The sequence below is a fragment of the Stenotrophomonas sp. STEN240 genome (assembly GCF_056756175.1).
This window is the reverse complement of sequence record NZ_JBRRBO010000005.1, coordinates 91,807-115,555: the sequence shown is the minus strand read 5'-3', so window position 1 is coordinate 115,555 and position 23,749 is coordinate 91,807. Positions and strand designations below refer to the sequence as shown.

Genomic DNA, 23,749 nt, shown 5'->3' with positions numbered 1-23,749 from the left:
TCAGGCGAAGTCGCGGATGCGACGGTGCAGCGCGGCGATATCGGTTTGCTGCAGGTAGTCACGCAGCAACGGTGCGGACGCCGCGTGGAACGCCGGCATGTCTACTGCGTTGGACTTCACCCCGGACGCCAGCACCGCTTCGCGGGCCTTGTCTTCGGACGCATCCCAGGCCGTGCGCATCACCTGCACTGACTGCCGCGCCAGCTCGATCACCAGGCGGCGATCGGACGGGGACAATGCGTCCAGGCTGCGGCGGGACATCAGCAGGATGTCCGGCGCATACGAATGCTGGCTTTCGGACCAGTAATGCGCGGCCTCGAAATGACGGCTGGAGTGGAAGCTGCGCATATTGTTTTCGGCGCCGTCGATCATGTGCGTCTCCATGCCGGAGAACGTGTCGCCCAGCGACATCGGCGTGGGGTTGGCACCGAACAGACGCATCAGCTGCAGGAAGATGTCCGAGCTGGCCACGCGCAGCTTCAAGCCGTGCAGGTCCTTGGGCTCCACAATCGGATGCTTGGTGTTGTAGAAGCTGCGCGCGCCGGAGTCATAGACGGCCAGGCCGACCAGTTCGCGGCTTTCAAAGCCCTGCAGAACCGCATCGGCGATGCCACCATCCAGCGCGCGGCGCATATGCGCCACCGAGTCGAACACATACGGCAGGCACAGCGCGCGGGTCAGCGGGAATGCGTTGTTGAGTGCGCCGGAATAGACGCGGGTGATGTCGATGGCGCCGAAGCGGGCCATGTCGATCGCCTCGGACTCGCGGCCGAGCTGGCCGGAGTGGAACTGGTTCAAGCCCAAGCGGCCACCGGTTTCGCGGCGCAGCTGTTCACCGATCCACTTCACCGCGGTGACGGTCGGGTAGTCGGCCACGTGTACATCGGTGGCGGTCAGCAGCTGGCTGCCGCCAGCTGCACCCTTGTTGCCTGCAGAACAGGCGGCAAGTGCCGGTGCGGCCAATGCCCCCATGCCGGTTTTGAGAAAGCCTCTTCGAGTGACCATAGCGCCCTCCAACGCGTTGCTACCGTGGCTGCCGGGATTACCCGGCCGGCACAGCCTTGCAGGAAATGTCGCCGTAACCGGCGAAGCGAATCAATGCCTGTTGGCCCACGCTGATGTCGTGGATGCCGGTGGCATTGCCGGTAGCGATCAGCTCGCCCTTCTTCAGCGGCCGGCCGCGCTTGGCCGAACGCGACAGCGCGAAGGCATAGGCCGCGCGCAGGCCGCCGGGCAGGGTGGTAGCGCCACCGGTGCCGACCACCACGCCGTCGATCTCGGTCTGCGCACGCAGTTCCGGCTCATCGCAGCGGGTCCAGTTCGGCACTTCGCCGCCCAGTACCAAGCCGTTGTTGTTGCCGAAATCGGACACCACCACGCGCGGGCCCAGCACGTTGATGGTCTTGAGCGGGCTGCTGGCCACTTCCACACCGATGAACAGGCGCGCCGGCAGCGCTTCGGCTTCTTCCGGGGTCCAGTCCAGCTTGTCGGCCGGTGCATCGGCCAGCAGTTCCAGCACGTATTCGGCCTCTACCGCAGCAAAGCCACCGGCGGCCGCAAATACCGGGATCTCCACGATGCTACCGGTAGCATTCCAGAGATTACGTTTGAAAATCGGCCCCAGAAGACGATCGTCGCCGGAGTTGTCGCGGCGTTCGGCGGCGATATAGCCCACTTTCCAACCAACCACGCTGTCGTCCCAGCGACCAATCGCCAGATCCTGCACCTGATAGGCGGTGACCAGGTCCTCCGGGATTGCACCCGGGAAATCCGGAAGCGAACGGCCGTCGCGGCGTGCTTCCACAAAAGTGCGGGCAATCTCGTCCAGCGCGGCGCTTGCCTGCTGCTGGCTGCCTTGGTCGTTGCTCAAGTGCGTCTCCTGGTGACTTTGCTGCACTGCCCATCGACAGTGCCGTGACTGGCTGTATAAGGTAAACCGGTGTCATCTGACAATGTGCAGTGCACCAGAAGCTGTACCCCGCCATCGCCACCTGTCCTGTTCCGGCCCTTATGATTCGACTGAAACCTCTGCGCCAGCTGGCTTTCGCCGCCCTCATCGCATTTCTTCCGACGGCCGCGATGGCCGCTACCGGGAGTGAACCCGCGGAGGGTTCCGCCGAACGCATCGCGCTGTGGCCGCAAGGTATGGCACCGGGGGACAAAGCACTGCCGCAGGCGCAGCGCATCGTCGAGCGCAGCGGTGACCCAGCATTGCCGGACCGCTATATCGAGCATGTCAGCGCGCCTTACCTGGTCGCGTACCGCCCGGCCAAGCCCAATGGCAGCGCGCTGCTGGTGATCCCCGGCGGCGGCTATCAACGGGTGGTGCTGGACAAGGAAGGCACGGCATTGGTGCCTGCCTTGGTGGAGCAGGGGGGAGTGACCCTGTTCGTATTGCGCTACCGGCTACCCGGCGAAGGCCGCGCCAATCGCGAAGCGGCGCTGGCCGATGCGCAGCGTGCACTGCGGCTTATCCGCCACCGCGCCACGGAATGGGGCCTGGACCCGCAGCGTGTCGGCACGATGGGTTTCTCGGCCGGCGGACATCTCGCCGCGCGTCTGGGCAATGGCTTTGACCGCAATGTTTACCCGCACAGCGACGTGATCGATGACCAAAGCGCGCGCCCGGATTTCCAGCTGCTGATGTACCCGGTCATCACCATGCGCGGCAACGACGTGCATGCAGGCTCGCGGCAACGACTGCTGGGCAGCACGCCCAGCGACGCACTGCTGCAGCAGTACTCGATGCAGCTGCACGTCCGCGCCGATACACCGCCAACCTTCCTGCTGCATGCCGCCGATGACGAGGTGGTGCCGGTAGGCAACAGCCTGCAGTTCTACGACAGCCTGCGCAGTGCCGGCATCAGCAGTGAAATGCACCTGTTTCCACACGGCGGCCACGGCTTCGGCACACGCGGCACAGTGGGCCTCACAACAGCGGCATGGCCACAACTGGCGCTGAGCTGGATGGCATCGCAACCGCCAACCCAACCGAAGCCCAGCCTTTAAAGCCCCTCTCCCATCGGGAGAGGGGTTGGGGAGAGGGCGAAGCGCGCCCAATCCCGCCATCCCAGGACACAACCATGCCCCAACACCCAAACAACCCGGCCCGCCGCAGCTTCCTCCAGCAAACCACTCTGCTGGCCGCAGCAACCGGCTTGAGCACCCTCGGCAACAACAGCTGGGCCAGCACCGGCACGAGCCCGATCGCCCGCGTCCGCAGCGGCCGCCTCGCCGGGCAGACCGAAAGCGGCGTGCACGTCTTCCGTGGAATCCCCTACGGCGCCGACACCGCCCCACGCCGCTTCCAGTCAGCACTTCCGGAACAGCCCTGGCGCGGCGTACGTGATGTCCTCGACTACGCCGCAGCCGCGCCGCAGACCGGCAGCGAAGGCCCGGGCAGCGAAGACTGCCTCTACCTCAACGTGTGGACACCGGCACTGCGCGACGGCGGCAAGCGGCCGATCCTGTTCTATATCCACGGCGGTGCCTACAACAACGGCTCCGGCAGCGACCCGCTGTATGACGGCGGCAACCTGTGCCGACGCGGCGACGTGGTGGTGGTGACGGTCAATCACCGGCTCAACCTGTTCGGCTATCTCTACCTGGCCCAGCTCGGCGACGACCGCTTTGCCGACTCCGGCAATGTCGGCCAGCTTGATCTGGTCCAGGCGCTGCAGTGGCTGCGCCAGCATGCAGCCGAGTTGGGCGGCGATGCCGACAATGTCACCGTATTCGGCCAATCCGGCGGCGGTGCCAAGATCGCCACGCTGATGGCGATGCCGGCGGCAAAAGGCCTTTTCCATCGCGCCTGGACGATGAGCGGCCAGCAGGCCACCGCCGCTGGCCCACGCGCGGCCACCCAGCGCGCGCAGCTGGTGCTGGAGCACTTCAAGACCGATGCCGATGCATTGCGGCGCATGCCGATGCAGCAATTGCTGGAAGCGGTGAAGGTGCGCGATCCCTCGCGCGTGGAGAACAGCAGCCTGTATGTCGGCCCGGTGCTGGACGCGCGCAACCTGCCGGTGCATCCGTTCTGGCCGCAGGCAGCGCAGCAATCGGCGGCGATCCCGATGGTGATCGGCAATACCCATGACGAAACCCGCGCCTTCCTCGGCAACGATCCGAAGAATTTCGAACTGAGCTGGGAGGAATTGCCGGCCAAGCTAGAGGCGCAGCAATACGTGGATCTGTTGCCGTCGGTGGTGATCGCTGAATACCGCCGGCTATACCCGCGATATTCGCCGTCGGAGGTGTTCTTCGCCGCCACCACCGCAGGTCGCTCCTGGCGCGGCGCAGTGGAAGAACTGGAAGCACGCGCGCGACAGGGCGCACCGACCTGGGCCTTTCAGCTGGACGGTTATGACCGTGATGGCGATGCCGCCAAGCTGCGCGCCTTCCATACCCTGGATATCCCGCTGGTGTTCCACAACAACGCCCAGCCCGGTTCACGCACCGGCAGCGGTGCGGCGATGCAGCAGCTGTCAGACACGATGAGCGATGCACTGCTGGCCTTCGCCCGCCACGGCGACCCCAACCATGCCGGGCTGCCGCACTGGCAGCAGTACGGGCTGGAGCGCCGGCAGACAATGCTGTTCGATACCCCGAGCCGACAGATGGATGATCCGCGTGGTGGCGAGCGCCGGCTCTATCAGCAGGCGCCCTTCATCCAACGCGGCACGTTCTGAACAGGCGCGCAGATAGTTTCAACGGAATCTTTACCTGCCTTGCCTAGACTGCGGCAATGACATTGCATTCGCCGCATCCCGAGTTTGCCGGACGCCAGCGCTTGTTGGATGGCATTGATGCCGCCCTGCAGGCGAGCGACACCCAAGGCGCCGTTGCCCGGATCCAACACGTACTGGAGCAGGCCATCAACGATCCGCAGATCGTGCTGCCAGCCTGTGTACACGCACCGCTGCACGGCCACTACGCGCGCCGCGAGATCTACCGCAGCCCGCAGCATGGCTACAGCATCATCGCCATGACCTGGGGGCCGGGGCAGGGCACGCCGCTGCATGACCACGACGGCCTGTGGTGCGTGGAAGGCGTATGGCAGGGCACGCTGGAGATCACCCCCTACCGGATGCTGGAACGTGATGGCGAGCGCTACCGGTTCGCCCCGCGTGACTGCCTGCAGGGCTGTAAGGGCAGTGCGGGCAATCTGATTCCGCCCGATGAGTTTCATACACTGCGCAACAGCGATGCCGAGCGGATAGCGATATCCGTGCACGTTTATCAGCGGGTGATGGAGCGCAGCCACGTATTCCAGCCGATTGACGATGGCCCGCGCTGGTATGCGCGTGAGTGCAGGGAATTGGGGTTGGATGCGTAATCGGCGCGCTGGGTTTTGTGGGAGCGGCGTGAGCCGACAAAGCAACCAACGCCTGTAGTGCCGAGCCATGCTCGGCAGAGGCTTTCCCGGTAACGCCACCTGCCGAGCATGGCTCGGCACTACCGCAAGCAAAGCCCCTCTCCCGAGGGGAGAGGCGCTCGAGCAATCACCGCAAGGGCAGCCGGTTGTTGAGCTTCGTAACCTCAGCCCCGTCCCCGTCCAAGCCAACCCGCACGCTCGCCCCCTCACGCTTGAACCCAGCCGGCAACACCAACTCCACCGTCGCCGTGCGCGGCACAAGATCCAACGGTGCCTCCAAGGCAGGCACCGCAACCCGCGCAACCTCACGGCCACGGGCATCCTCCAGCACCGCATAACCGGCGCCGGTTCCCACATGCCCCAGGCTGTGCACGGTCAGCAGCACACGCTCACCGTCGATCTTCAGGTCACCGCGACCAATGCCCAGGTCGGCGCGCGTCTCCACTGGCGTACCCGCTGTCACCAGCTCGAACTCGAATACCTGGTTCTGCTTCGGCGCAAAGCGCAGCTGCGTACTGGCGCTCTTCTCAAGCAGCACCTCGCGCACCTCCGCCTTGCCGTCGATCACATCATCACCATCGCGATCCACACCGCTACGCACACGCCAGGTACCGGCGGCGATGTTCCAGCCGGTCATGGTCGCATCCAGCGGCGTGTCGCTCAGGTTGTAGGCAATCACCTTGAAGTACTCACGTGACGGCGCATGCACCAGCAAGGCCACCTGCTCAGCGCCATCAGGCTGGGCAAACTGCCAGCTGACGGTATGACCCGGCCAGCTCTGGTTGCGCTTCAGGCCGATGCCGCCCAGACGCAGGCGCTGCAGGAACTCACTCGGAGCCTCGACGCGGTCACTCCACCAATGGCCTTCGGTGTTCATGTACTCGCGCTGCGCCTTGGCCTGGATGCCGTCGGCATGCAGTGCTTCCAGATACTTCTTGTCGCCGGTCTGCTGCCAGGCGCTGATCGCGGCGAAACCGCTGCCGCCTTTGTCTGCATCAGCAACCAACTGTTTGCCCCAGTCCTGCTGCCTGCCCAGTACATCGACGTAGTTCTCGCCAAGATTGGACAGCACGCCCGGCCCGCCACGCACCACGCGATAGTCCAGCGCCTGCAGGTACTTCGCATCGCCACTCCAACGCCACGCGGCCCAGAACGTATGCATCACATCGCCGCTACCCGACCCCTGGTTCAACTCGCCACCACGGGTCTTGCCGGTGGCCCAGTTGATTTCGTTGGGCAGGGTGAAGCGGCCCTTGTCGTCTTTGTACGCGTGGGCCAGATAGCCGTCAGCCAAGCCTGTAACCAACTTGCGGCCGGTGGGATCGGCGTTGTATTCGCCGATCAGGAAGGCCGGGTGCAGCGCCGGGAACGAGTATGGCTTTTGCCACTGCCAGTTCGGCTCGCGGTAAACCTTGTTGCCGCCAAACCAGTTGCTGGAGAACAGCAGGTTGCCTTGCGGGTTACGCAGGATGATGCGCTCGTCGAAAGCCTTCACCGTTTCCATCAGGCGCTCGACGGTGAGCGGATCGCCCCAGTTGAGGTAGAGCATCGCGCTGTTGGCGTTGATGCCTTCCTCGTAAGCGTGCAGCTCGTCGGTCTCGATGGTGCTCAGGCCGTTGGAGAACATGCCGTTCTTGTAAACAGCGTCCGACAGCGCGGTCAGCGAGGTGTTCAGCCGCTCCGGCTCAACCCCCATCAATGCCAGCCCTGGCCACTGCTGGACCAGATCCGAGTCATCGGAAATGCCGCCGCCGAAATCGCCGTAAGGCACCTGGCGATTTTCTATCCACCAGTCAACGAAGCGACGCACGTACTTCAGGTCTTCCACCTGGCGGAATGCCCACAGCGTTACGCCCTTGGGCGGCTGCGGCTGCGCGAACGGCGGCTTGCCCTGGCTGTTGTAGCTGATGTAGTTCCAGTAAAGACGGCCAAGTTCATGGTCGGGATCAACCCGCAGCAGATCACTCAAGTCGGCATAGACGCGCGCGTACAGACGCTGGCGCTTGGAAGTGGTGTGTTCCTCGACCAGGAAGCCCCAATTGTCACGCACCTGGTTGAAGCGATCGGCGACGTGCTGCTTGACTGCCTCCTGGCGGTCCTTGAATACCAGCCGCACTTCGCCACCGTCCAGCGATGCGGCGTTGAAGCCCGGTGCCGCCGAGGCCACCGAGATCCACAGACTGTCGGCGGTGAGGATGCGGTCGCGCAGATCCAGCCACAGCGTGCGCGCCTGGCCCGGCTTCACCGACACCGAGACGTCGATCATGTCGCGCGCCGGCCAGATCGGATCCTTGATGCGAATGTTCAGCGGAATCACGCCGTCGTGCGTGGCGGGCAGATCCAGGGCCGGGATATCAATGGCCACACCATCCAGGCCGTCATGCATGTTCTCCCAGCTGTGCGCCCAACTGCGGATCAGTGGCTGCGCGGCCGGTGCATCACCCACGCCGGACGGAACCAGCACATGCACGATCGGCATCGGCTTGGCCGGCAGGCTGTCGGCGCCGCGCTTGCGCGAACCCGCGCCCTTGGGCAAGGCCATCACCGTGCTGCGCTCGTCCGGCGCGAAGCGACCGTCGATGTAGTCACGCAGGCTTGCGATGTTGATGTAGTCCGGCAGCACGCTGCTGTCGATCTGGTAGCGCTGCTTTACCGTGCCTTCCGGCTCGGCGGCTTCGCTGACCTGATAGCCCCAGATCTCCTGGATCGGCGTTTCCTGCGCGGTGTTGTGGAAGTGCAGCGTGCCGCCAACCTGATCGGCGAAGCTGTCGACACTGCGCACCACGCCCTGCGGCCGGTTGAACAAGCTGCCCGCCGTACCTTTCAGCTCACCATAGGCGGCGCCGCGGATCTCGATGCGGTTGATGGTTTCGCCTGCCGGAACCGTCAGATCTAGTTGCTGGCCACCTTCAACATAGGTGTTCCAATCCGGCAGCTGCATGTAGTCATTGCGGCCGGGCAGGCGCGAGCGGTTGTAGACGCCCGGCCAGGTGGTTTCGGCGATGCCGTCGGTGCCTTTCCACATCCACTGCAGCTTGTCTTTTACATCGGCGAACTCGACCTTGCGGATCGATGTCGTCGCCGCGCTCAATGCCGGTGGTGGCGTGCCTTCCCAGCCATAACGGTGCCACCAGGCGCGCTGTGAAGCGGTTGCGGTTTCGGCACTGCGTGGCTCGGCATTGCGTGCAAGTGCGGCAACACCGGCGCCATCAAGCATGCGGTCGTAGACACGGATCTCGTCGAAGTCGCTGCCGCGCAGGAAGTTGTAGCGGCTCTGCACCTGGTACGGCGCCATCACCCGGCCGGCGAGGCCGAGCTGGTCCAGGGCGGCATCGTAATCGCCGGTGGCCACCGCCTGCGCAACCTCGCGGCCATCGACGAACAGCTTGACGCCCTTGTCCTCGTCCCAGGCGAATGCGATGTGCTGCCATTGCTCCGGGCTTGGGTTCTTGTCGAGCTTGAACGAGACGCGGGTGCGGGCCAGATTGGCATCGGTGACGAAGGCATCGAAGCCATGACCGTTCCAGTCGATGCGCAGCCAGGCCATGTCCCAGCTGCTGTGGTCGGCATAACCGACGCGGAAGATCACAAACGGGGTTTCGCCCACCGCGTAACGCGAGCGCCAGAAAAAGGACAGCGTGCCGCGTTCGGCCTGGATATTGCCCGGCGCGTTCCACGACAGCACGCCATCGTCCTGCCACTGGATGGCGCGGCCATGCGCGCCGTCCTCGACAAGGCTGACCTTGTCCTGGAAGTTGGGGGTGGCATCGCCTTGCGCGCTGTCGGCAATGAAGCCCTTGTCCGCCGATACGCGGAACAGCAGCTCGGGGGATTGCGCTGCAACGCTCAACGGTGCCAACAGCAGGCCCAGCACGCAGGCGAGGTGGGTGGGGCGCAACATGGTTTTCTGGTTCATCGTCTAGCTCATTCCAAATCGGTTGACTGCTTTGCTTTAGCCCCTCTCCCTTCGGGAGAGGGGTTGGGGAGAGGGTTGGCCACATCCGCAATGCAGGATTGCATGGGCTTCGCCCCTACCCTCATCCGGCCCTTCGGGCCACCTTCTCCCGGAGGGAGAAGGGTGACTTTCATGTGCGTTCCGGCATCTTCCGCCCATACCGCTGCGCCCACTTCGGCCACTCCCGCACCAGCAACTGCTCCGGCCATACGCCGTACCAGGCATAACCTACCCGGCGTTCGTTCGGAATATCCGCGAACCGCGCCACACGCTCGCCTTCGCGGTTGACGAACATCGGCCGGCCCTGTTGCAGATCGTAGAAGCGTGCCCACAGGCGTGCGCCTGCCAAAGGTTCTATAAGCACGTCCTTGCCGCTGGGCTGGTCGGCGGCCTCGACCTTGCGCATCGCCAGGTCCGGCAGCGCATTTGCCTGCAGCCACTGCAGGCCGGCTTCAATGGCCTCCACCGTCTGCGGGCTCGGCTCGGGTTGACGCATCAGCAGCCGCAGCACGCCTACCGACTCGGACACCGCCAGCGCAGGCAGCTCGTAGGAGCGCGCCTTGGCCGGCTGCAGGCTGACCTCGTCGTACTGCGCCGCCCAGATGCTCAGGCGGCCGTCCATGCGCACCTGCGTGGCCAGCACATTGCCCAACCCACGTTGCAAGGCGGCGTTGGCCTTGCCCCGGTAGTCCGCAGGCAGACCAGCAACGGCGGGTGCGCCTTCTGCGATGTCCTGCAACAGGTCGAGCACGCGGGTCATCGCGTCATCGTTGAAGGTGATCTGATGGCGGTACAGCGAGCGCTCGGGGTAATACTGCGGCCAGCCGCCGTTGGCGTATTGCGCAGCCAGCAGATAGTCCACGCCGCGCTGCGCGGCGCCCAGATACGCCGCGTTGCCGGTGTCCTGCCAAGCCTGCAACAGATGACGGATCTCGCGCGTGGTGGACTTGTTGTCGATGTTGGCATCGTCCACCCGGTCCGGTGCCTGCAGCGCTGCACGCTCGCCAGCACTGAACACATGCTGGTAGTCCACCGCCTTGCCCTGGTATTGCTTGGACCAGCCGCCGGAGGCGGTCTGCAGCAACAACATGTTTTCCGCTTCCGCCTCGGTACGCGGCGCAGCCGCGTGCGCCGGCGGGCATAGCCAGCCCGCACCCAGCAGCAACACGGTCGGTAACCACAAGCACTTCATCGCTTCCTCCTGCATGCAGCGGGATGCCAGCGTGCTGGCATCCCGGTTTTACTGCATTGGCCGTGCAGCTGCCTCATCTCAGAACTTGTAGCGTGCGCCGAGGTAGTACTGGCGGCCGGTGACGGTGTAGCGGTCAGCCATCTGCAAGGCCGAATCCACGTAACGTTGATCCGGCGTGTCCAGCAGGTTGATCGCCTCGAAGGTCAGCGACAGCTTCTTGCTGAGCTTGTACGACATGTTGAAATCCACATTGCGCACGCTGTCCTTGCCGGTTACATCGGGCGTGGCCAGTTGCTTGCCGTCCAGGTCCCAGACGCTCTCCTGGCTCAGGATTTCGCCGATGTAGCCGTCTCGGTAACTGGTGGAAACACGGGCGCTGAACTTGCCATCGTCGTAGTAGAGCGTGGCGTTGTACGAGTTCGGCGACAGGTTGACCAGGTCGTTGTCGGTGAAGGTGGTGGTAATGCTGGTATTGCTGTTGCCGGCCGAGCTGAACATGTACTTGATGCTGGACTCGACATGCGTGTAGTTCAGCTGGATGCCGAACTTGCTCCAGATCCCCGGCAGGAAGGTAAACGGCTGCTGGTAGCTCAGCTCGTAGCCCTTCAGCGGGCCACCCGGGGTGTTGTAGTAGCTCTGCACATTGAACAAGGTGTCGGCGTTGAAGCCCGCTGGCAGCAGATCCAACGAGTAGCCCATGTCGCCCCAGGTCGTCAGCAGGCGGGTGCGCTGCACATAGCTGTCGATGTCCTTGTAGAACAACGCCGCCGACAGCAGCCCGCCATCACCGAAGTACCACTCCGCGCTCAGGTCGTAGTTGGTGGAGCGGAACGGGTCGAGCTTGGGGTTGCCAAGGTTGATCGCGAACACGCGACCATCGTCGAAGTAACCGGTGGGGCCACCGCTGACACTGGGCGAAAGGTAGGCCAGGGTTGGGCGGGCCATTGTCTTGGCCGCGCCAAAGCGCAGCACCACGTTCTCGGCCACGTCCCAGGCCAGGTTCAACGAAGGCAGCACGTCCTGGTAGCTGTGGTTGACCACCGAGCGCACCAGCGAGCGTTCGCCGGCGGCAGCGGTGGCACTGGCGACACCGAAGAACGATTCACAGTTGGCCGAATTGTTGCCCGAGGTGGCCGCGTTGCACGGCGCCCAGCCCGACGCGTTGATCTGGGTATTGACCACACGCACGCCAAGGTTGCCGCGGAAGGCGCGGTCCCATAGCTCGGTGTTGAAATCCAGCTGCAGATAGCCACCCAGGCTGCGCTCGTTGACCTCGAAGTTGTTGTTGGAGGCACCAAAGTGGCCGACGCCGGCCAGGCGGTAGTCACCGCCCTGCACACCGGTATCGCAGTTGCAGTTGATGTTGAGCAGCTCGGCGATCTTGCCGAAGTCCGGGATCAGCCACCCATTCGGCACATTGCCGGACAGGTTCTTGCCGAAGCCGGTCAGGTTGGTGCTCATATCGCCCACGGTCACCCCGGCCGGCAAGGCCTGGGCCAGGCGTCCGTAGCTGATGTGGCGGTACTCCTCCGACTCCATGTCGTAGTCCTTGTAGGCAAGGCCGGTACGCAGGGTGAAGGTCGGATTGATGTTGAACTGCAGATCGATCTTGGCGGTATCGAAGGCGTTGTTGACGTAGCTGGGGTTCAAGCGCACTTCACTGATGTTGCTGCCGCGTGCGGTGCCATTGCTGTTCACCGGCACCGCGCCATAACCCAGCCACGACCATGCCGCCGGGTCGTTCAAGGCAAACGGCAAGGTCATGTTCGGCATGTCACCGCCGTTGCGCATGTCCATCACGAAGCCGTCGACATTGCTGTTGTCGAAGCTCACCAGCGAGAACACCGGGCGCTCATAGTCGGAGCTGGAGTGGCCGAGCACCGCCTCCATCTTCACTGCATCGTTGAAGTGGTGCTCCAGATTCAGGCTGTACTGCTGGAAGGTCGTCGATTCCTCGATCAGGCTCGATTCGGTGCGGAAATCGACGTTGTCGAATACGCCGTAGATCAACCGGTTCTGCGCATCCACCTCGGCCTCGCGCACCACGATCTGGGTCTTGCCGCCGAGGTTGGCCGCGCGGTGCAGGTTGGCACCGATGGAATCTTCGCGCTGCTCCTTGTCCAGCTTGGAGTACATCGCATCGAAGCTGAGCAGGGTGTCATCGGACACCTTGAACTGGAACGCGCCGGTTACGCCCAACCGCTCGATTTCGTGCGCGGTGCGGATGTAACGCGGATAGCGCGGAATCCAGGCATTGGTCGCGGTCTCGTAGGCGGCGATGTTCTCCGGCGTATTGGCCGGGCGAGGCAGGCCGTTACCGCAATGGGTCCTGCTGATGCCGTAGCTGCCCCAGCCGTTGTTGCGGTCCTGGTTGGCCTGGCTGCCGCTGCCGGCGGCGGTTTCATTGGAAGCTGGATTGCGCGGCGTCTGCGGGTTGTAGCCTACCGGCGAGCAGAAACCATAGGTGCCGTTGTTGGCAGCAGTGGCCTGGTTCGAATTGCGGTGGTTGCCGTGTTCCCAACGCACCGGGTTGTAGCCTTCCTCGTAGACGTTGCGCTTGCTGTACGAGCCGGACAGCAGTGCACCGAAACGGCCATCGGCCCAGGTGTTGCTGATCAGGCCAGAAAAGCGCGGATCAAATTTCTCCGACAACTCGCCATAACCGGCCTGCGCCGAGGCCGAGGCCTGGAAGCCGGCGAAATCGAACGGCCGCGAGCCGCGCAGGTCCACGGTTGAGCCCAGCGAACCCTCGTCCATCTGCGCCGACTGGGTCTTGTTGACCTTGACCTGGCTGAAGAGCTCGGAGGCAAAGGTATTGAAATCGAAACCACGGCTGCGGTTGACGCCACTGCTGCCGTTGCCGGCGGTGGCCAGTGCTTCCAGGCCATTGAGGCGCACGCGGGTGAAGTCCGCACCCAGGCCGCGGATCGAGATGCGCTGGCCTTCACCGCCTTCGCGATCAATCGATACGCCAGCGATGCGCTGCAGCGATTCGGCAAGATTCTGGTCGGGGAATTTGCCGATGTCCTCGGCGAAGATCGCATCCACCTGTTCGGTGGTGTAACGCTTTTCGTCCAGCGATTTCTGCAGGCTCTGGCGATAGCCAGTGACGTTCACTGCATCAAGCTGGGTGGCCTCGGCGGCCGCAGGTGCGGACTGGGCAAAGGCGAGGGGAGCGGTCAATACCGAAGCAATGGCGGTTGCCAACAAGGTAACCGGTGTCTTTCCAAAACGACGCTTACGATCCATGCGGTGGGCTCCTTCCCCGGGCGGGGAATCAAGCGGACTGAAAGGGGCGAGAGTGATTTCCCTGGCGAGTACTACAGGCGTTGCCAGGCCGTTGCGGCCCGACAGGAACAAGCGGCAGGCCATGGCGTAAGCAGGCCTGCGGGTACCGAAAGGGCAGGGCCGGATCTGCGGAGAGAATGCGATCCGGTCCCTGCCAAAGTGCAGCTATCAGAACTTGTAACGCAGGCCCAGGGTGAACTGGCGGCCGGTTTCGCTGTATTCCAGCGGCAGCGACACCGACGGGTTGGCCACCCACGATTCCTGCGGTTCGTTGGTCAGGTTGGCGCCTTCCAGGCTGATTTCCAGCTGGTCGCTGATGCGGTAGTGGATGGACGCATCAACGAAGGTGGTGCCGCTCTGGCCGTGCACGCCCAGGCCCTTGCTGTCGAAGCCAGCTTCGGTGCCCGGTACCTGGATCAGGTAATCGTCACGGTTGGTCGCCGAAACACGGCCCGACCAGCTCTCGCCTTCATAGAACAACGTCGCGTTCCAGGCGTTGCGTGACAGCCCGATCAGGTCGTCCTTCTGCGCCATCACGCCACCGGCGGTGACGTACTGGATCTTCGACTCGACGTAGGTGTAGTTCAGCTGGGTACCGAAGTTGGCCCACTTGCCCGGCAGGAAGGTGAACGGCTGGGTGTAGTTGAACTCCACACCGGTCAGGTCGCCACCGGGGGTGTTGACCGGGGTGCTGAACACGAACTCATCAGTGACGCTGGCATTGAGGTTGTCGAGCAGGCTCGCCGGCAGGCCACTGGTCGAGTAGACGCGGCTTTCGCGGGTTGCCTGGATGAAGCTCTCGATGTCCTTGTAGAACAGGCCGACACCGAGCATCGCGCCTTCGGAGAAATACCACTCGAAGCCGAGGTCGGCGGTCTTGGCGCGAATCGGATCCAGCGCCGGGTTGCCACCGCTGACCGTACGCGCACTGCCGCTGACGCTGACGGTGACGCCCGGGGTCAGGCTGCCCAGGCCCGGACGCGACATCACCTTGGCGGCGCCGAAGCGGACCAGGAAGTCCGGGGTGATTTCCGCCACCACATTCAAGGACGGCAGGAAGTCGTTGTATTCACGGCTGACGGTGGTGCTGACCGGCGTGCCGCTGGCCGTGGCGATGCCGCTGGAGGTCTGCTTGGTCTTGACGTAGCGCGCACCGATGTTGCCGGTGAACGGAATCGAGCCGATGTCGAAACCGAACTTGCCCATCAACCAACCGCCGCGGTCCTGTTCCTGCACGCTGCGGATGCTGGCCGCGTAGTCGGCCAGCGCATAGATGCCTTCGCCGCTGAGGATGCCGAACTCATTGGCGATGCCGTTGAAGTTCGGCACCACCCACTTGCCCGGCGAGCCGGACATGCCGTTGAGGCTGGCCAGTTCGGTCATGTTGACCGGCACGATGCGTGTGCCGCCGGCAAAGTTGGGCAGCGAGGTGGCTTCGTTGCCGACGCGACGGCGTTCCATCGAATCGAAGCTGAAGTTCTTCGCCTGCACGCCACCTTCCAGGGTGAGCGACGGGCCCAGCACCCACGAGAACTCCAACTGGCCGTTGTCGAAATCGTTGGTGACGTAGTTCTGACGCAGACGGATGGTGGACAGCGTCCAACCGTTGGGGTCGGTCGGGTTGACGCCGTAGTTGAACACCGGCTTGTTCGGGTTGCCACGGTAGTCGTAGCTGTAACCGTCGACGTTGAGCTTGTCCATCATGACGGTGGCCTGGACCGGGTTGTCGTGCTTGGAGCGCGAGGTACCCACCTTGCCGGTGATGGTGAAGTTGTCGGTCAGGCGATGCTCACCGTCCAGGCTGACCTGGTAGAACTCGGTGCTCCACTCGTCGTGGCGGTTCTCTGCGCGGATGTCGACGTTGTCCATTTCCGCATAGACCAGCGCGCCGTTGCGCACTTCGCCGTTGTTGACGACGATCTGGTTCTTGCCGTCGGCCGACGACTTGCTCAGGCCGTTGGCCTCGATGTACTTCTCATCCCGCTTGGCGTCGATCTTGGAATACAGCGCATCCAGGCTGAAGCTGGTGCGATCGCTGGGCTTGAACTGCAGCGCACCGGTCACGCCCAGACGCTTCTGGTCATGCTCCATCAGCGTGTAGCGCGGGAAGCGCGGCGCATACACGTCCGACTTCAAGGCATCCTTGAACGGCGAAGCGGCGTTGAAACCACCATTGGTGGTACCGCCTGACCAGCGCACGGTGCCGCTGCCTTCTTCAACCGTCTCGCGCTCGGAGTAGGCCACCGACAGCAGCGCACCGAACTTGCCGTCGGCCCAGCTGTTGGCGATCAGGCCTGCAAAACGCGGCATCGCCGATTCGGAGGCATCGTTGTACGAGGCCTGCACATTGGTGACGATGGTCAAGCCGTCATAGTCGAACGGGCGCGCAGTGCGCAGGTCGACGGTGGCGCCCAGCGAACCTTCTTCGACGTCGGCCGAGGCGGTCTTGCGTGCGATCAGCTGGGTGAACAGGTCGGCGGCGAACACGTTGAAGTCGAAACCGCGGCCGCGATTGGTGCCGCCCTGGCCGTCGCTGCTGCCGACAGTGCTCAGCGCTTCCAGGCCGTTGATGCGCACGCGGGTGAAGTCCGGGCCCAGGCCACGCACCGAGATGTTGCGGCCTTCGCCGCCATCACGGGTGATCACCACGCCGGGGATACGCTGCAGCGACTCGGCCAGGTTGCTGTCCGGGAACTTGCCGATGTCCTCGGCGACGATGGCGTCGACAATGCCGGCTTCGCCGCGCTTGATGTCCAGCGCCTTCTCCACGCTGGCGCGGTAGCCGGTAACGGTCACCGCATCCAGTTCGGTGGCGGCGGTGCCGGTGGCCGGCGCAGCTGCATCCTGGGCCATGGCAACGCCTGCCTGCAGGGCCAAACTGATACCCAGTGCAAGCAAGGTAACCGGTGTCTTTTTCTGCGTGATACGTGGATTCATGTGCTTCCCCTCTCCCAGGTTTGCATGCGATGCAGTGGCTCTGGCTTGTGGTTTCTGCCGGATGACACCGCTGGTCAAAACGGAAAGTAGCAGCTGCGTGAAGAGGGAGCATCTTGCACTGCAACAGGAGCCAAACAGGGCTAAAACCTTTGTCTGAGGGACATTGGCGGACGGTAACACGGGCAGACAGAGGGACAGTGGCGGGTAAATGACACCGATAGTCAATCAGCCGTGCCATGATGCGCGCCGATCGACAAGGAGACAGGAATGCCAATGATTTCCCCCCGTGTTGTGTGTTTCGGCGAGCTGTTGCTGCGCCTGGGCGCGCCCGGCAACCAGCTGCTGCTGCAGTCGCCCGCGCTGGACGTGCATGCCGGCGGCGCCGAGGCCAATGTCGGTGTGTCGCTGGCGCACTTCGGCCATGACGTGGCGATGATCAGTGTGGTTGCCGACAACCCGCTGGGAGCGGCGGTGGCCGGTGAACTGCGCCGGCATGGCGTGGACACCTCGCGCGTGCGCCGCAGTGACGGCCGCATGGGCCTGTACTTCCTCACCACCGGCGCGGGCCACCGCCCCAGTGAAGTGGTCTATGACCGGGCCGACTCGGCCTTTGCCAGCGCCCGCGCCGACAGCTACGACTGGCCTGCACTGCTGCAGGGCGCGCAGTGGCTGCACCTGTCCGGGGTCAGTCCGGCACTGGGCCTGGAAGCGGCGCAGGCCACCCTGGCTGCCGCGCGCATGGCCAACGAACGCGGCATCAAGGTCTCCTTCGACGGCAACTTCCGGCCCAAGCTGTGGGAGCGCTGGGGCGGCGACGCCAAGGCGATCCTGCGCGACCTGTTTGATTGCGCGCATATCGTGTTTGCCGACTACCGCGACATCGGCGTGGTGCTGGGCGGCGAGTTCAGCCAGAGCGAGCCGCAGGCACGCGTGGACGCCGCCGCGGCAATGGCATTTGCGGCGTTCCCACGCCTGCAGTACATGGCCTGCACGCAGCGCACCGCGCACAGCGTCGGCCACCATTCGCTGGGCGCGATGCTGCTTGGGCGCGATGGCATCCGCGCGTTGGCACCGGCCGAAGAGCTGACCGATATCGTTGACCGCATTGGCGGTGGCGACGCGTTTGCTGCCGGCGTGCTGCATGGCCTGATCGAGGGCATGGATGCGCAGACCACGATCCGTTTCGGGCTGGCTGCGGGCTGCCTGAAACATTCCATTCCCGGTGATTTCAATCCAGTCGGCGTTGCCGACGTCATGGCCCTGATGGGCGAAGGAAAGTTCGATGTCCGGCGCTGATCCGCGCGTACGCGCAGTGCTCAAACTGGCCCCGGTGATTCCGGTGTTCACTCCCGACAACGTCGATGACGCGGTGCAGGTGGCGCAGGCCTTGTTCAACGGCGGCCTGCCGGTGATCGAAGTCACCCTGCGCACGCCGGTGGCGATGGAGGCGATCAAGGCCATGGTCGAGGCCGTGCCCGATGCGGTGGTGGGTGCCGGCACCGTGCTGACGCCGGCACAGATGGAGAAAGTGAAGTCCGTCGGCGGCCGCTTCGCGGTGTCACCGGGTGCAACCGACACCCTGTATGCGGCGGCACGCGCCACCGACCTGCCGTTCCTGCCCGGCGTTGCGACCTCGTCCGAGCTGATGCGCGGGCTGGAGCACGGCCTGGATACGTTCAAGTTCTTCCCGGCGGTACAGGCCGGTGGCGCAGCGATGTTGTCGGCCTGGAACGGGCCGTTCGGTGATGTGCGTTTCTGCCCGACCGGCGGCATCAGTGCGCAGACCGCATCGCAGTTCCTGCACCTGCCAAATGTGCTGTGCGTGGGCGGTTCGTGGTTGACCACGCGTGAGCTGCTGCAGGCGCGTGATTGGAAGGGGATTGAAGCCTTGGCACGTGCTGCGGCGGTGTTGCCGGGGTGATTTGGTTTTTGGGGTTGGCTCCAGATCAAAGTCAACGTCAAAAGCTGACCCCTCCCCAACCCTCCCCTTGCCTTCGGCAAAGGGAGGGGGCTGAAGCTGCAATTGCGCAGGATGCTGCAGGCCAAACGAACCAACCCTCCCTTGCGCAACGCGCAGGGGAGGGCCGGGGAGGGGTGCTGTTGCTGTTGCTGTTGCTGTTGCTGTCGCTGTCGCTGTCGCTGTCGCTGTTGCTGTTGCTGTTGCTGTTGCTGTTGCTCAGCTTTAGAGCTTCAAGCGCCGATACAAAGTACTGCGGTTAACCCCCAGCCTTTTGGCAGCCAGACTCACATTGCCATCGCAGGCAGCAAGCGTCTGCCGCATCACATCCAAAGCCAGCTCCTGCAAGCTGCCATCCACCACCGGCGCAGCAGCGGCACGCCGCGTGGCCTGATGCAGATACTCCGGCAAGAGTTCCATATCAATCACCGCAGCCGCCTCGGTCAACGCCACCAGGGTGCGCAAACACGCCGCAAGCTGGCGCAGATTGCCGGGCCAGTCGTACGCAACCAGCGCACGCTCCGCTTCCACACTCAGCACTCGTCCCTGCGCCAACGGCAGCCACATCGCCTGCAGCAACTGCGCGCGGTCCTGCGCTTCGCGCAGCGGCGACAGCCGCAGCACGTGATCGGCAATGCGGTAATACAGATCCGAGCGGAAACGGCCTTCGTCCATCGCCTGCTGCAGGTCGCAGTGGGTGGCGCAGATCAGCATGAAATCCAGCTTGACCGGCTTGCCGCCGCCCAGCGGTGACAGCTCGCGGTCCTGCAATACGCGCAGCAGGCGCGGCTGCAGGGCCAGCGGCATGTCGCCGATTTCATCGAGGAACAACACGCCGCCCTGTGCCTGCCGCAGCAGCCCTTGGCTGCCTTGACGGCGTGCGCCGGTGAAGGCGCCTTCCTCGTAGCCGAACAGTTCGGCTTCAATCAATCCTTCGGGCAGGGCCGCGCAGTTCACCGCGACGAAGGGCTTGCCGCTGCGGCTGCCCTGCGCATGCAGCGCGCGCGCCGCCACTTCCTTGCCGGTGCCGGTTTCACCCTGCAGCAGGACCGGCAGGCCGGCCTCCAGTACGCGGCCGGCGCGCAGCAACTGTTCGCGCTGGGCTGCATCGAATACCACGGCGGGTGCGGCTACGGTGGTTGGCAATGGCCGCGCCAGCGGTTGCGTTGCGCCGGCAGCCCGCGTGCGGGTTGGCTGTGTTGGCGCATCCAATTGACCATGCAGCACGCGGCCACTGCGGTCCTGCAGCATGCCCTCGTCGCGCATCCGCGACAGTGGCACCTCGAACAGCGCCTCATACGAAGCGCGGCCGATATCCCCGCGCTCCAACCCGAACAGCCGCAGGCCAACACCATTGGCGGCGACCAGACGGCCATTGCGGAAGCCGAGCAGGGCTTCGCCTGCGGTGCCCAGCAGGGTGCGGTCGTGGTGCAGGCGCAGCAGCTCGCACTCACCCAGACCATTCTCGAAGAAGCGGTGCTCGATACGGTTGGCGGCCAGCCGCGCCAGGCCCATCGCATGCATCTGCTGCACGCTGGCCGGCCCGCTGATATCCAGCACGCCGGCCAACTGCCCATGCGGATTGTGGATGGGCATGGCCGAACAGCTGAGAATGCCGTGCGGGGCGAAGTAGTGTTCGCCGCCACGCACTTCCACCGCGCGGCCTTCGACTATCGCCGTGCCGATGGCATTGGTGCCGACGGCTGACTCGCTCCAGCACACGCCCGGCATCAAGGCCACGCGTCCGGCCTTGTCGAGGAAACCGGCGCTGCCTTCCGCACTGAGGATCCAGCCGCTCTCATCGGTCAGCAGCACCATGCTGCCGGTACTGGCGGTGTGCGCGGCCAGCCCGTCCAGCTCGGCGCGCGCCAGTCGCCATAGCCGCTCATGGCGTTCACGCAGTTCGCGCAGGTTGTGACCGGGCAGGGGCTCCAATGCAGGCTCCGCATCCACCAGCAGGCCGCTGCGCTGGCAGCGCCGCCACGACTGCAGGATGGTGTCGGGCACCGTGCCCACGGGCGTGGTGCCGCGCTCGAAGAACGAGCGGCGGGCGTTGCCCACGCGATGTTGCAGTGCCAGTGCCATGAGCGCTCCTGTGTCGCAATTTGCGACAGCTGTTCAAACCACTGTCCCGATTAACACCACACCCGGACTGGCACTGCAATCACCTGCCGCCTCGCAGCGCAGCAAATTCCTCCGACGCGCAACGTCAGCACTGCGTTTGGCAGCTGCCGCAGCGCAGCAGGCAGAACTTGGCACCGCTCTTGCGCCTGTTACCGCCACCGCCACACACGCGGCCCACACACCGCCGAACCGGAGATCCCGCAATGAACGCAGTCCTGTCCGCCAAGCCGCACGCCACCGATCCGCAGTCGCTGTTCAAATCCCGCTACGGCAACTACATCGGCGGCGAATGGGTCGCCCCGCGCAGTGGCCAATATTTCGACAACACCACGCCGATCACCGGCAAGGTGTTCACCCAGGTGGCGCGTTCCAATGCCGAGGATGTGGAGCTGGCGCTGGACGCCGCACACGCCGCCAAGGACGCCTGGGGCAAGCGTTCGACCACCGAGCGCGCCAACATCCTCAACCGCATTGCCGACCGCATTGAGGAAAATCTTGAACTGATTGCCCACGCCGAAACCTGGGACAACGGCAAGCCCATCCGCGAGACCCTCAACGCCGACGTGCCGTTGATGGCCGACCACTTCCGCTATTTCGCCGGTGCGTTGCGCGCGCAGGAAGGCAGCCTGTCGCAGATCGACAACGACACCGTGGCCTATCACTTCCACGAGCCGCTGGGCGTGGTCGGGCAGATCATCCCGTGGAACTTTCCGCTGCTGATGGCGGCATGGAAGCTGGCGCCGGCCCTGGCCGCCGGCAACTGCGTGGTGCTGAAGCCGGCCGAGCAGACGCCGGCTTCGATCCTGGTGCTGATGGAAGTGATTGGCGACCTGCTGCCGCCGGGCGTGCTCAACATCGTCAACGGCTTCGGCCTGGAAGCGGGCAAGCCGCTGGCCAGCAGCCCGCGTATTTCCAAGATTGCCTTCACCGGCGAGACCAGCACCGGCCGGCTGATCATGCAGTACGCCAGCCAGAACCTGATCCCGGTGACGCTGGAACTGGGCGGCAAGTCGCCCAACATTTTCTTCGCCGACGTGATGGCCGAGGACGATGATTTCCTCGACAAGGCGGTGGAAGGTTTCGTGATGTTTGCCTTCAACCAGGGCGAAGTCTGCACCTGCCCGTCGCGGGTGCTGATCCAGGAATCGATCTACGAAAAATTCATGGAACGCGCGTTGGCGCGGGTGGCGGCGATCAAGCAGGGCAATCCCTTGGACCCCAACACCATGGTCGGCGCGCAGGCCTCGCAGGAGCAGTTGCAGAAGATTCTGTCCTATATCGAAATCGGCAAGGCCGAGGGCGCCGAAGTGCTGATCGGTGGCGAGCAGAACCAGCTCGATGGCGATCTGGCCGATGGCTTCTACGTCAAACCAACGGTGTTCAAGGGCCACAACAAGATGCGCGTGTTCCAGGAGGAAATCTTCGGGCCGGTGGTGTCGGTGACTACCTTCAAGACCGAAGAAGAAGCGCTGGAGATCGCCAACGACACCTTGTACGGCCTCGGCGCCGGTCTGTGGAGCCGCGACGCTTCACGCCTGTACCGCATGGGACGAGCGATACAGGCCGGGCGGGTGTGGACCAACTGTTATCACGCCTATCCGGCCCATGCCGCGTTCGGTGGCTACAAGCAGTCCGGTATCGGCCGCGAGAACCACAAGATGATGCTCGACCACTACCAGCAGACCAAGAACCTGCTGGTCAGCTATTCGCCGAAAAAGCTCGGCTTCTTCTGACCTACGCCCGGATCCGCCCGCTCGGAACTGGCCGGGCGTGATCTGGATCAAGGCGTCAGGCGTGGCTTGGCGCGAAGCTGCACTTATCCCCCGCAAAGGAGATCGATTGATGGACAAGACGATGAAAGCCGCCGTGGTCCGCGAATTCGGCAAGCCGCTGGTGATCGAAGAAGTAACCGTGCCGCGCCCGGCCGCTGGCGACATCCTGGTCAAGATCGAGGCCTGTGGCGTCTGCCACACCGACCTGCACGCCGCCGAAGGCGACTGGCCGGTAAAGCCCAATCCGCCCTTCATTCCCGGCCATGAGGGCGTAGGCCATGTGGTTGCGGTGGGCGAGGGCGTCACCCACATCAAGGAAGGCGACCGCGTCGGCATTCCGTGGCTGTACTCGGCCTGCGGTTATTGCGAGCACTGCCTGGGCGGCTGGGAAACCCTGTGCGAGGCGCAGCAGAACAGCGGCTATTCGGTGAACGGCGGGTTTGCCGAATACGCCCTGGCCAACGCCAATTACGTCGGCCATCTGCCCAAGGAAGTGGGCTTTGTCGAGATCGCGCCAATCCTGTGCGCAGGCGTCACCGTCTACAAGGGCCTGAAGGTCACCGACACCAAGCCCGGTGACTGGGTGGCGATTTCCGGCATCGGCGGCCTCGGCCATATGGCGGTGCAGTACGCCAAGGCGATGGGCTTGAACGTGGCTGCGGTGGATATCGACGACAACAAGCTCGCCCTGGCCAAGCGTTTGGGCGCCAGCATCACCATCAACGCCCGCAACACCGATCCGGCGGCCTTCCTGAAGAAGGAAATCGGCGGCGCACACGGCGCCTTGGTAACGGCGGTATCGCCCAAGGCCTTCGAGCAGGCACTGGGCATGGTGCGGCGTGGCGGCACGGTGTCATTGAATGGCTTGCCGCCGGGTGACTTCCCGCTGGACATCTTCGGCATGGTGCTCAACGGCATCACCGTGCGCGGCTCGATTGTCGGCACCCGCCTGGATCTGCAGGAATCGCTGCAGTTCGCCGCCGAAGGCAAGGTTGCCGCCACGGTGAGCACCGACAAGCTGGAGAACATCAACGACGTCTTCAAGCGCATGCACGAAGGTGCGATTGAAGGCCGCGTGGTGTTGGATTTCAACGCCTGATCGCAACCGGCCAGCACACCCGCACCTCCCCCGGGGTGTGCTGGCTGGATT

General features: G+C 64.2%; 14 protein-coding genes. 7 read left to right on the top strand and 7 right to left on the bottom strand.

Going from position 1 to position 23,749, the window contains the following annotated elements; translation table 11 throughout:
• Both ACVOKO_RS03835 and ACVOKO_RS03830 read right to left on the bottom strand, forming a co-directional pair.
• Complete coding sequence (locus tag ACVOKO_RS03835; protein WP_346497442.1) at window positions 1–1,005, bottom strand: TRAP transporter substrate-binding protein; 1,005 nt, start codon at window positions 1,003–1,005, stop codon at window positions 1–3.
• Window positions 1,006–1,042: 37 nt separating this feature from the next.
• Window positions 1,043–1,870 carry a 2-keto-4-pentenoate hydratase gene (locus ACVOKO_RS03830; protein ID WP_346497440.1) on the bottom strand — a complete coding sequence of 276 codons (828 nt, stop codon included), beginning with the start codon at window positions 1,868–1,870 and terminating at the stop codon, window positions 1,043–1,045.
• Window positions 1,871–2,010: 140 nt separating this feature from the next.
• Between ACVOKO_RS03830 and ACVOKO_RS03825 the strand changes: the two genes are divergently transcribed.
• From ACVOKO_RS03825 to ACVOKO_RS03815, 3 genes are all read left to right on the top strand, one after another.
• Window positions 2,011–3,009: an alpha/beta hydrolase gene (locus ACVOKO_RS03825; protein WP_430980707.1), complete on the top strand. Its 999-nt coding sequence runs from the start codon at window positions 2,011–2,013 to the stop codon at window positions 3,007–3,009.
• 74 nt (window positions 3,010–3,083) lie between these two features.
• A complete protein-coding gene (locus ACVOKO_RS03820; RefSeq protein WP_346497436.1) occupies window positions 3,084–4,688 on the top strand; it encodes a carboxylesterase/lipase family protein in 1,605 nt (534 codons plus the stop codon).
• A gap of 56 nt (window positions 4,689–4,744) precedes the next feature.
• Window positions 4,745–5,335, top strand: coding sequence for a cysteine dioxygenase family protein (locus ACVOKO_RS03815; RefSeq protein WP_346497434.1), 591 nt, complete (start codon window positions 4,745–4,747; stop codon window positions 5,333–5,335).
• Window positions 5,336–5,501: 166 nt separating this feature from the next.
• Here ACVOKO_RS03815 and ACVOKO_RS03810 read toward each other — a convergent pair whose 3' ends face one another.
• The 4 genes from ACVOKO_RS03810 to ACVOKO_RS03795 form a co-directional block, all read right to left on the bottom strand.
• Complete coding sequence (locus tag ACVOKO_RS03810) at window positions 5,502–9,275, bottom strand: LamG-like jellyroll fold domain-containing protein (protein ID WP_346497494.1); 3,774 nt, start codon at window positions 9,273–9,275, stop codon at window positions 5,502–5,504.
• A 184-nt stretch (window positions 9,276–9,459) separates the two neighbouring features.
• On the bottom strand, window positions 9,460–10,521 hold the full coding sequence (gene pelA / locus ACVOKO_RS03805) for a pectate lyase (protein ID WP_346497432.1): 1,062 nt from the start codon (window positions 10,519–10,521) through the stop codon (window positions 9,460–9,462).
• 78 nt (window positions 10,522–10,599) lie between these two features.
• On the bottom strand, window positions 10,600–13,770 hold the full coding sequence (locus ACVOKO_RS03800) for a TonB-dependent receptor (protein ID WP_346497430.1): 3,171 nt from the start codon (window positions 13,768–13,770) through the stop codon (window positions 10,600–10,602).
• 207 nt (window positions 13,771–13,977) lie between these two features.
• Window positions 13,978–16,746, bottom strand: a complete 2,769-nt coding sequence (locus ACVOKO_RS03795; protein WP_346497428.1) for a TonB-dependent receptor — start codon at window positions 16,744–16,746, stop codon at window positions 13,978–13,980.
• Between the two features lie 273 nt (window positions 16,747–17,019).
• On the opposite strand from ACVOKO_RS03795, the gene ACVOKO_RS03790 reads away from it, so the two are divergent.
• Together ACVOKO_RS03790 and eda are read left to right on the top strand one after the other, a co-directional pair.
• Window positions 17,020–18,042: a sugar kinase gene (locus ACVOKO_RS03790; protein WP_346497426.1), complete on the top strand. Its 1,023-nt coding sequence runs from the start codon at window positions 17,020–17,022 to the stop codon at window positions 18,040–18,042.
• Window positions 18,029–18,667 carry a bifunctional 4-hydroxy-2-oxoglutarate aldolase/2-dehydro-3-deoxy-phosphogluconate aldolase gene (gene eda / locus ACVOKO_RS03785; protein ID WP_346497424.1) on the top strand — a complete coding sequence of 213 codons (639 nt, stop codon included), beginning with the start codon at window positions 18,029–18,031 and terminating at the stop codon, window positions 18,665–18,667. Before ACVOKO_RS03790 ends, eda begins: the two co-directional genes overlap by 14 nt.
• 261 nt (window positions 18,668–18,928) lie before the next feature.
• On the opposite strand, the gene ACVOKO_RS03780 is transcribed toward eda, so the two are convergent.
• Window positions 18,929–20,788: a sigma-54-dependent Fis family transcriptional regulator gene (locus tag ACVOKO_RS03780; protein ID WP_346497422.1), complete on the bottom strand. Its 1,860-nt coding sequence runs from the start codon at window positions 20,786–20,788 to the stop codon at window positions 18,929–18,931.
• 242 nt (window positions 20,789–21,030) lie between these two features.
• On the opposite strand from ACVOKO_RS03780, the gene adh reads away from it, so the two are divergent.
• Both adh and adhP read left to right on the top strand, forming a co-directional pair.
• Window positions 21,031–22,560, top strand: a complete 1,530-nt coding sequence (gene adh / locus ACVOKO_RS03775) for an aldehyde dehydrogenase (protein ID WP_346497420.1) — start codon at window positions 21,031–21,033, stop codon at window positions 22,558–22,560.
• A gap of 109 nt (window positions 22,561–22,669) precedes the next feature.
• A complete protein-coding gene (gene adhP, locus ACVOKO_RS03770) occupies window positions 22,670–23,698 on the top strand; it encodes an alcohol dehydrogenase AdhP (protein WP_346497418.1) in 1,029 nt (342 codons plus the stop codon).
• Window positions 23,699–23,749 lie beyond the last annotated feature (51 nt).

Coding starts and splice junctions, on each gene's coding strand:
- ACVOKO_RS03810 (WP_346497494.1), bottom strand. CDS start 9,275: ATGTTGCGCCCCACCCACCTCGCCTGCGTGCTGGGCCTGCTGTTGGCA.
- ACVOKO_RS03820 (WP_346497436.1), top strand. CDS start 3,084: ATGCCCCAACACCCAAACAACCCGGCCCGCCGCAGCTTCCTCCAGCAA.
- ACVOKO_RS03835 (WP_346497442.1), bottom strand. CDS start 1,005: ATGGTCACTCGAAGAGGCTTTCTCAAAACCGGCATGGGGGCATTGGCC.
- adh (WP_346497420.1), top strand. CDS start 21,031: ATGAACGCAGTCCTGTCCGCCAAGCCGCACGCCACCGATCCGCAGTCG.
- ACVOKO_RS03825 (WP_430980707.1), top strand. CDS start 2,011: ATGATTCGACTGAAACCTCTGCGCCAGCTGGCTTTCGCCGCCCTCATC.
- pelA (WP_346497432.1), bottom strand. CDS start 10,521: ATGAAGTGCTTGTGGTTACCGACCGTGTTGCTGCTGGGTGCGGGCTGG.
- ACVOKO_RS03815 (WP_346497434.1), top strand. CDS start 4,745: ATGACATTGCATTCGCCGCATCCCGAGTTTGCCGGACGCCAGCGCTTG.
- ACVOKO_RS03790 (WP_346497426.1), top strand. CDS start 17,020: ATGATTTCCCCCCGTGTTGTGTGTTTCGGCGAGCTGTTGCTGCGCCTG.
- eda (WP_346497424.1), top strand. CDS start 18,029: ATGTCCGGCGCTGATCCGCGCGTACGCGCAGTGCTCAAACTGGCCCCG.
- ACVOKO_RS03795 (WP_346497428.1), bottom strand. CDS start 16,746: ATGAATCCACGTATCACGCAGAAAAAGACACCGGTTACCTTGCTTGCA.
- adhP (WP_346497418.1), top strand. CDS start 22,670: ATGGACAAGACGATGAAAGCCGCCGTGGTCCGCGAATTCGGCAAGCCG.
- ACVOKO_RS03780 (WP_346497422.1), bottom strand. CDS start 20,788: ATGGCACTGGCACTGCAACATCGCGTGGGCAACGCCCGCCGCTCGTTC.
- ACVOKO_RS03800 (WP_346497430.1), bottom strand. CDS start 13,770: ATGGATCGTAAGCGTCGTTTTGGAAAGACACCGGTTACCTTGTTGGCA.